This is a genomic window from Mesorhizobium sp. M7A.F.Ca.CA.003.01.2.1 (assembly GCF_003998945.1).
Lineage (GTDB): Bacteria > Pseudomonadota > Alphaproteobacteria > Rhizobiales > Rhizobiaceae > Mesorhizobium > Mesorhizobium ciceri.
The window spans coordinates 1-8,885 of record NZ_RZRA01000102.1; the positions used below are offsets into that span (position 1 = coordinate 1).

Annotated in this window: 9 protein-coding genes; 3 read left to right on the forward strand and 6 right to left on the reverse strand. The window is 63.2% G+C overall.

The features are described from left to right. A partial coding sequence (locus EN969_RS06790) for a hypothetical protein (RefSeq protein ID WP_127419041.1) occupies positions 1-978 on the forward strand: 978 nt, incomplete at its 5' end. A gap of 19 nt (positions 979-997) precedes the next feature. Here the strand turns inward: EN969_RS06790 and EN969_RS06795 are convergent. From EN969_RS06795 to EN969_RS06820, 6 genes are all read right to left on the reverse strand, one after another. Then, positions 998-1,945: a nucleoside hydrolase gene (locus tag EN969_RS06795; protein WP_024502284.1), complete on the reverse strand. Its 948-nt coding sequence runs from the start codon at positions 1,943-1,945 to the stop codon at positions 998-1,000. Next, positions 1,942-2,955, reverse strand: a complete 1,014-nt coding sequence (locus EN969_RS06800; RefSeq protein WP_082826727.1) for a nucleoside hydrolase — start codon at positions 2,953-2,955, stop codon at positions 1,942-1,944. The genes EN969_RS06795 and EN969_RS06800 overlap by 4 nt, the downstream gene beginning before the upstream one ends. A gap of 11 nt (positions 2,956-2,966) precedes the next feature. Then, entirely contained in the window at positions 2,967-3,953 is a 987-nt protein-coding gene (locus EN969_RS06805) for an ABC transporter permease (RefSeq protein ID WP_127419042.1), read from the reverse strand. Further along, on the reverse strand, positions 3,941-4,981 hold the full coding sequence (locus EN969_RS06810) for an ABC transporter permease (protein WP_082826652.1): 1,041 nt from the start codon (positions 4,979-4,981) through the stop codon (positions 3,941-3,943). Before EN969_RS06810 ends, EN969_RS06805 begins: the two co-directional genes overlap by 13 nt. Continuing rightward, positions 4,978-6,555: an ABC transporter ATP-binding protein gene (locus tag EN969_RS06815; protein ID WP_063170102.1), complete on the reverse strand. Its 1,578-nt coding sequence runs from the start codon at positions 6,553-6,555 to the stop codon at positions 4,978-4,980. The genes EN969_RS06810 and EN969_RS06815 overlap by 4 nt, the downstream gene beginning before the upstream one ends. Before the next feature lie 88 nt (positions 6,556-6,643). Continuing rightward, positions 6,644-7,648 (reverse strand): BMP family ABC transporter substrate-binding protein, encoded by a 1,005-nt coding sequence (locus EN969_RS06820; protein ID WP_013530296.1) that lies wholly within the window; start codon positions 7,646-7,648, stop codon positions 6,644-6,646. Positions 7,649-7,901: 253 nt separating this feature from the next. Here EN969_RS06820 and EN969_RS06825 point away from each other — a divergent pair, with 253 nt between their 5' ends. Next, positions 7,902-8,486, forward strand: coding sequence for an amino acid synthesis family protein (locus tag EN969_RS06825; protein ID WP_063170103.1), 585 nt, complete (start codon positions 7,902-7,904; stop codon positions 8,484-8,486). After that, on the forward strand, positions 8,483-8,885 hold a 403-nt coding region (locus EN969_RS06830), incomplete at its 3' end, for an amino acid synthesis family protein (RefSeq protein WP_127419043.1). The genes EN969_RS06825 and EN969_RS06830, both read left to right, overlap by 4 nt.

Below are 8,885 nucleotides of genomic sequence, written 5' to 3' on the forward strand. Positions count from 1 at the left end.
GTAATGCTCTTGCTCGCCAATCTGATAAACCATCCACATTTTGCCCACTCGTATCAGATTTTCTATCGCGATTTCGGGCGCAAGGTGCGCGGCGACGGATATGACAGGAATCTCCAGATCCGCTACATCATCGCGGGCATTGCCGTCCCAATGATCATGGTCGCTTTCTTCGCCTATGGCTCCGTAACCGGCAACGCCCGCCTGCTGGGATATGCCACCAACGCGATGGGCTTTTTCGTCGGCTGGCACTACGTCAAGCAAGGCTATGGCATGCTGATGGTGGACGCGGTGCTGAAGCGCAAATTCTTCAGCGACCAGGACAAGAAAGCGCTGCTGTTCAACGGATATGCCGTGTGGCTGTTCGCCTGGCTCCAGACAAACGTGGTGATCACCGAAAGGCAGTACTGGGGCCTGGACTACTACACATTCGCTGTCCCGCCCTGGCTCCTCAACATCGCGCTCGCGGTCGCCGCTGCCTCCTCGGCGGCCACCGCCGTGATGTTCGTCAATCGCTGGCGCAAACATGGCGGCGCGCTGCCGTATAACGGCGTCGTCGCTTACGTCGTGTCGCTCTATGCCTGGATTCTGTTCGTGGCCCTAAATCCGCTTTGGCTGCTCGTGGTGCCGGCGCTCCATTCGTTGCAGTATCTGGCGGTGGTCTGGCGTTACCAGACCAATGTCGAGCGCGACCGCGCGGATGCCGTCAAGGATCCGGAATTCAGGGTGCTGTCCATTCTTGGGCCGATGTACAGGCTGCGGGTGCTGATATTCATCGTCGCCGGCACAATTCTCGGTGCTCTCGGTTTCTGGCTCGTGCCGATGGCGCTAAGTGCCCTGGTTCCCTACGACAAACAGGTGCTCGGCTCGTCGCTTTTCCTCTTCATCGCGTGGATATTCATCAACGTGCACCATTACTTCCTGGACAATGTGATGTGGCGTCGCGGCAACCCGGAAGTCTCGAAATATCTGTTCCGCTAACCCTCAGTCCGTTGGATGTTCAGTCCCGCAGGAGATCGAACATCAGCTTGAAGAAGCGGTCCGCGTCGACCTCATGGGCGATGCGGGCATTGTCCTTTTCACCGCGCTCGCCCCAGTAGTCGGCGATGGTCGCGCCGAAGGCGTAGGTGCCGGACAGGTCGACGCCGATATGGGCAGGGCGAGTGCGCACCAAGGTCGGGTCGATGGCCAGCGCCAGCGCCAGCGGATCGTGCATGGCGCCGCCGACGCCCATCGAGTTGCGGTGCAGCTTCTCGTAGAACAGCAGCCAGTCGTTGACGAGCCGGCCGAGCGGCGTGTCGATGGTGGCGAGTTCGGCATATTGCGGCGCCTCGATCAGCACCTGCATGGTGACGTCGAGGCCGACCATCAGGATCGGCACGCCGCTGTCCAGCACGATCTTCAGCGCTTCGGGATCGCAGAACGCGTTGAATTCGGTCGGCGTGATGATCTCGCTCTTGCGGTAGAACACGCCGCCCATCCAGATCAGTTCCTTGATCTTGGGCAGCACGTCGCGATGCTTGAGGATCATCAGGCCGATATTGCTGAGCGGGCCGGTGGCAACGACCAGGATCGGTTCGGGCGCGGCGCGCAGCCTGTCGGCCAGGAAATCGACGGCATGCTGGTCAACCGGCTTGATCGTCGCCTGCGGCAGGTAGGGCGAGCCCTCGAGCCCGCTCGGGCCATCGGCGGTGCCGAGCACCAGCGGGCGCGCCAGCGGGCGGTGACAGCCCTGCGCGACAGGCACGTCGCCGGCGCCGATATACTCCAGGATGCGCAAGGCATTGGCGGTCGTCTTCTCGACTTCCGCATTGCCGCAGGTCGTGGTGACGCCGATGAGTTCGATGGCCGGCGAGCGATGCGCCATGACCAGCGCGATGGCGTCGTCGTGGCCGGGGTCGCAGTCGAACAGGATAGGAGTTGGCTTGGTCATCATGTCGTCTTTCACGCCGCCCGCTCGTAGCGCGCTATGGTTTTCTTGAAGCCGTCGAGGAAACGCCGGCCGTCCAGGCCGGTGCAGATGCGGGTGGTCTTGGGCCCGCCGCCGGGCAGCAATTGCCGGCCGCGATAGGCGACGGTCTGGCCGCGCGCCAGCCTGCCGTCGAGCACGACGTCGGCGAACAGCGGCTCGGTCATCGTCGCCAGGCCGGGATCGAAAGCCAGCGCCACGGTGATCACGTCATCCATCGGGAACCCGACGAGGTCGAAGAATTCGCGCCAGATGTCGATGTAGATCGGGAAGCTGTCGGCGATCATCTCAAGGACGGGATTGTCCTTGGCGACGGCCTGCATGTCGGCGATGTCGTCGCGCGTCAGCATCGAGTCGGCGACGCGGTTGTCCTCGCAGATGTCGAGGGGGACGAGGATCTTCTCGACATCGGCGTTGAGCACGATGCGCGAAGCCTCCGGATCGGCCCAGATGTTGTATTCCGACAGGGGTGTGATGTTGCCCGGCGTCTGGAAATTGCCACCGAGCACGATCAGCCGCTTGAGTGCACCGGTCAATCGCGGCTCCTGCAACAGCGCCATCGCCGCGTTGGTCAGCGGGCCGGTCGTCACCAGCGTGATCTCGCCCGGATTGGCCATGACCGTCTCGATGATGAAATCGACCGCATGTCCCGACGTGGCCTGCCGCACCGGCGTCGGCGCCGGCGGGTTGAACTTCTTCAGGCGATCGCCGAAGCGGGCGACAAGCCGTTTTTCGAAATGCACCGGCGCCTCCATGTCGGCCTTGGCGTTGCCGACGATCGGCCGCCACGCGCCGGCGTGAACCGGGATATCGTCACGCCCGGCGAGCGTCAGCGTGTTGAGGACGACGTTGGTGACCTGTTCGATCGGGCCGGCCGCACCGGTCACGGTGGTCACGCCCTCGAGCCGGAGTTTGGGATTGACCGCTGCAAACAGCACGGCGAGAATATCGTCGCCGGCTGAATCCACGTCGAGGATTATGCGTTCCATAAAGGCTTCCTTCACTGGGGATTTTTGCCGCCGGGTTCGGTGTTCCTGTCTACCGACAGCAGTTTCCGCATCGATTCCAGCGTCTCCGCGATGATCCTTGGACGCGCCCGGTAGGACAGCGCGAACAATGCGATCAGCGCAACGACATAGGGGACGGTGAGAACCAGGTAGGACGGATAGCCAAACGTCTGCAGGCGCAACGAAAAGGCATCGGCGAAGCCGAACAGCAGGCAGCCGGCCAGCACCTTCAGCGGATCGCCGTTGGAAAAGATCAGGATCGCCACCGCCATGAAACCACGGCCCGACGACATGTTTTCGGTGAACATGGTGATGTAGCCGAGGGACAGATGCGCGCCGGCGAGGCCCGCCAGCAATCCGCACAGCAGGGATGCGATGTAGCGGACGCGGGTGATCGAGATGCCAAGCGCCTCGGCGGCTTCCGGCTTTTCGCCGACGACGCGGATATAGAGGCCGAGCCGCGTCCTGTTGTAGCAGACGACCAGCAGCGGCACGGCGATGAAGGCGGCATAGACGAGCGGCGTGAAGCCGGAGATCAGCGGCGCCCAGGAGCCGAGAAGGTCGCGGGCGCCGGGCAGCTGGACTTTCGGCAGGCCGACGATGCCATGACCGACGATCGAACCGCGCGTGCCGAAGATCGCTTTCATCAGCGAGATCGTCATGCCGCCGGCCAGGATGTTGAGCGCCAGCCCGACGACAACTTCATTGGCCTTGAAGCTCACCACCAGGACAGCAAAACCCAGGGCGAAGACGAGCGCCGCCGCAACGCCGCAGGCGACGCCCGCCAGTGCGGAACCGGTCCAGATCGAACCAAGGACGGCGAAGAAGGCGCCGACCAGCATCTGCCCCTCGAGGCCGATGTTGAAGATGCCGGCCTTGGTGGTGAACGAGCCGCCAAGCGCGACCAGAAGGATGGGCGCGGTGGTGCGAAGCGTCGCCGCGATCAGCGCGACGTTGATGAGCTTGTCTAGAATTTCCATCGCCGCTCCCCTGCCTGGCTGTCGCCGCGCTTTCTCACCAGCACCTGGGCCGACACGCTGAGGATGATCAGCGCCTGGATCACGGTGATGATTTCGCGCGACGCGCTGGTATCGACCTCAAGCAGCAGCGATCCGTTGCGCAGGGCGCCGAAGAACAGTGCGGTGAAGATGGTGGCGACCGGCGAGCCATTGGCGAGCAGGGCGGCGATCAGCCCGTCGAAGCCGAAACCGGGAGCAAATCCTTCCATGAAGCGGTGGTGGACGCCGAGCGTCTCGACGCCGCCGGCCAGCCCGCCGACGGCCCCCGAAAGCAGCAGGACCAGGAAGCCCTGCCGTTTCACGTTGACGCCGCCATATTCGGCGAATTTCGGCGCCGAGCCGACCATCGTGACGCCGTAACCCCATCTGGTGTAGCGGAAGACAAGGGCCGCGCCGACCGCCAGCACCAGGCCAATGACCAGGCCCCAGTTCAACCGCGAAAAAGTGAAGATCTCCGGCAGATAGGATGTCGCCAGGATCGGCGGCGTCTCCGACCAGCCGCCCGGCCGCTTGAACAGGAAGATGGTGAAATAGGATGTGAGCAGCACCGCCACGTAGTTCGACAGGATCGTCGAGACGACCTCGTTGGTGTTGTAGCGGGCGCGGAAATAGGCGGGGATGGCGACCCAGGCCGCGCCTGCCACGATCGCCAGCGCCAGTGCTGCCAGCGTGTGGATGCCCGCGGGCAGGGGCATGGCAAAGCCGACCCAGGCGGCGGCGAAGCCGCCGAGGAACAGCTGGCCCTCGATGCCGACGTTGAACATGCCGCCGCGCAAGCCGATGCAGGCAGCGACACCGCAGATCAGGATCGGCGTCGTCTGCAGCAAGGTCCCGGCAATCTTCTCCTGATCGCCGAAGGCGCCGCGCAACAGTGTCATGAACACACGCACCGGGCTTTCGCCGACCATGAGGATGATGATCGCGCCCATCAGCAGTGCCACGCCGATGGCGATGACCTGGCCGGAAACGGCATGCAAATGGTCTTTCATGATGCGGTCTCCGCGGCGAATTCCGGTGCGGCCACGCCTGCCATCATCATGCCGATGCGCTCCTCGTCGGCGTCATCGCCAGAGACCTCGCCCATGATCCGCCCGTTGAACATCACCAGGATGCGGTCGGCAAGGGCGGCCAGTTCGTCGAGTTGCACGGAAATCAGCAGGATCGCGCGGCCGGCGGCGCGCTGGCGCATGATCTCGTCATGAATGGCCTCCTGGGCGCCGATGTCGACGCCGCGCGTCGGCTGGTCGATCAGCAGGAAATCGGCGCCATTGGTGAATTCGCGTGCCAGAACGACCTTCTGGATGTTTCCGCCCGAAAGCCGCTTGACCGCATCGCTCGGTCCGCGCGCGCGAATATCGAAGCTCTTGATCAGCGTTTCGGCGTTTTGATTTATGGCATTCCAGTTGAGCATGCCGCCACGACTCCATGGTGCACGATGCTGGCGGCCCATCAGGGTGTTGGCCGCTATCGAAGCGTTGCGATCGACCCCGCGTACCATGCGGTCGCCTGGAACATGGGCGAGGCCTGCCTGGCGGATCGCGGCGGGCGAGAGATCGGTGAGATTCTGGCCCTTCAGCCAGGCCCCGCCATGGCTTGCCGGCCGCAGGCCCGAAAGCACTTCCGCCAGCTCCGTCTGTCCATTGCCGGCCACACCCGCGATCCCCACCACCTCGCCGGAGCGGACCGTGAAACTGGCATCGCGAAGGGCCGGCAGCAGGCGATCGTCGCGCGCCCACAGATCCTTCACTTCGAGCACTACGTCGCCGTGCAGCGAAGCGCGCGGCCGGCGGTCGAAGCTGACCTCGCGGCCGACCATCATGTGCACCAACTGGTCCTTGCTGAGCTCGGCCGTCGGCCGGGTCGCCACCTTCCTGCCGTTGCGCAGCACCGTCACCGTGTCGGACACTTCCATCACCTCTTCCAGGTGATGCGAAATGAAGATCACCGTCATGCCCTCGGCCACGAAGCTGCGCAGCGTCTGGAACAGTTCGCGGCTTTCCTGCGGCGTCAGCACCGCGGTCGGTTCGTCGAGGATGATGGTGCGCGCGCCGCGCACCAGGACCTTCAGGATTTCGATGCGTTGCTCTATGCCGACCGAGAGCAGCCCGACGCGCTCGGTCGGATCGACCTGCAGGCCGAAGCGCTTCGACAGGTCGCGCGTTCGCGCCACCTGCGCAGCGTGGTCGATAAGTCCATGGCGACGGATTTCCATGCCGAGAAAGACGTTGTCGGCAACCGAGAGCGAGGGAACCAGCTTGAAATGCTGGTGAACCATGCCGAGGCCGGCCTTTATCGCGACGGACGGATCGGCGATCACGATCTCTTCACCGTTCAGCCGGATCGAGCCTTCGTCCGGCTGCAAGAGGCCGAACAGGATGTTCATCAGCGTCGTCTTGCCGGCACCGTTCTCGCCGATGATGGCGTGGATCTCGCCGCGGCGGACCGCAAGGTCGATGCCGTCATTGGCCACGAATGCGCCAAAACGCTTGGTGATGCCGGTCAACTCGACGGCCATCGCGGCATTGCTGTGGAGGGTCGGCGACCCCGGCGTGTTCGACAACATGGCTCTCGCAGATTGGACACTGATCCGCCGCGGCAAGCCGCGGCGGATCAGTCTAGCGCTTTCTTGGGAGGGAGGCGCTGGTGTTGGCTTATTTCGCCTTGGCGATCACGATCTTGCCGTCGACGATGCCCTTTTTGATCTCGTCGAGCTTGGCGGTCATCTCTGCCGGGATCTTGGCGGCGATGTCATCGCAGACCTTGACCTCGACACCGCCCGAGGCGAGGTCGAAAGTGCGGGTGCCGGCGGTGATCTTGCGGCCCTCGACCTCGTCCTTGATCAGCGTATAGACGGCGATGTCGCCGCGCTTCAGCATGCTGGCGAGCACATTTCCGGGGGCCGAGCCGCACATGTCGATGTCGACGCCGATCGAATATTTGTCGACCGCGGCACTTGCCTGCATCACGCCTTCACCCGTCGGGCCGGCGACGTTGTAGACAATGTCGGAGCCTTGGCCGTAAAGCGCCTGGGCAAGTTCGCTTCCCTTGGCCGGGTCGTCGAAGGTTCCGGCGAAGACGGAGTTCACCTTGACGTCGGGCGCGGCATATTTGGCGCCTTGCTCGTAGCCGCCCAGGAAGTTGCGGATCACCGGGATATCGCGGCCGCCGACAAAGCCGATGGCCTTGCCGTCGCCGATCTTGTCGAAGGCGGTGCCCTTAGCTTCGATCATGCCAGCAAGCGCGCCGGCGACGAAGGATCCCTGCTCCTCGGCGAAATTGGCGTAGATCATCTTGGGGTTGTCGAGGACGCCATCGATGAACACGAAGCGCTGGTCGGGATATTCGGCGCTGACCTTTTGCAGCGAGTCCACCAACTCCCAGCCCATCACGAAGATGAGGTCGTATTGCTTGCCCTTGGCGAGATTCTCGAACTGCTGCTGGTAGTCGAGCGCGCGATTGCCGGTGTCGACCAGCTTGAGGTCGATGCCGAAATCGGTCTTGGCCTTGTTGAGGCCGTTGACGATCGAAACGCCAAAACCCTGTGCGAAATATCCCGAGATCGCGGCCACGGAAACCTTGGCCTGTGCGGCGGCCGGTCCGAACGAAATGGCAAGCATCGTGCCGGCCAGAAATAAACTCTTGAGCGCCCTTTTCATGTCATTCCCCTTCAGCTTTTTTCAGCTTTTGAAGCCACGCTTTGACCATCCCCCACACATCGCCGGGACAACGGCGAGTTCGTTGATGGTCATATGAGTTTAGGAGCGGCTTAACAGGCTGTCAATCGTCATCCGATGCAGTTTTCTTGGCCCTTCGCCCGCTTGCTCGACGTCTGTGCTTGACAAATGTCGATAGGCATAATTGTTGATACTCTAACGAGTTTTATGAACGACGGGATGAAGGAAGAGAACAATGCCGGCTGTGGTGGTCAGGAAATTTCTGGTTCAGATCGAAGAGATATTCCATGAGGGCGGACCCCACGCGGCACGTCCGCTCAAGCGAGGCGCGATCGTCGCGCTCATCGCCAACCCTTTTGCCGGACGCTATGTCGAAGAGATCACCGGCTTCATGGAAGACCTGAAGCCGCTCGGTCTCGATATGGCTCGGCGCCTGATCGACTCCATTGGTGAGGGCGGCCAGGCCATCGAAGGTTATGGCAAGGGTGCCATAGTCGGCGCCGCCGGCGAGCTTGAACATGGCGCGCTCTGGCACAATCCGGGCGGCTACGCGATGCGCGAACTGCTCGGCAATGCCAAGGCGATCGTGCCTTCGACCAAGAAAGTCGGCGGCCCCGGAACGCGCATCGACATCCCGATCACGCACATAAACGCCTCCTATGTGCGCAGCCATTTCGATGCAATCGAGATCGGCATTGCCGATGCGCCGCGCAGCGATGAAATGGCGGTCATCCTGGCGATGACCACCGGCGCACGCGTTCATGCACGGGTCGGCGGCCTTGCCGCCGCCGACATCAAGGGTGAGGACGGACTGCGATGAGCCCGGAAATCCGCCGTATCATCACCATCGTCGAGGAAACCCGGATCGAAGGCGGGCGGCCCGTCGATCCGCCGACGCGGCGTGCCGCAGCCATTGCGGTCATCCGCAACCCCTATGCGGGTACCTACGTCGAGGATCTGTCGGCACTCAGCGCCATCGGCGAAGCGTTGGGAGATATCTTGCCCAGGCGCGCCGTCGCTGCTCTGGGCATTGCCGGCAACCGGGTCGAGAGCTTCGGCAAGGCGGCCGCCGTCGGCGCCGATGGCGAGCTCGAACATGCCGCCGCCATCCTTCATCCAAAGCTCGGCGCCCCGTTCCGCGACGTGCTCGGCAAGGGCGCCGCGCTCATTCCCTCATCGAAGAAGCGCGGCGGCCTCGGCGTGCCGCTCGATATTCCGC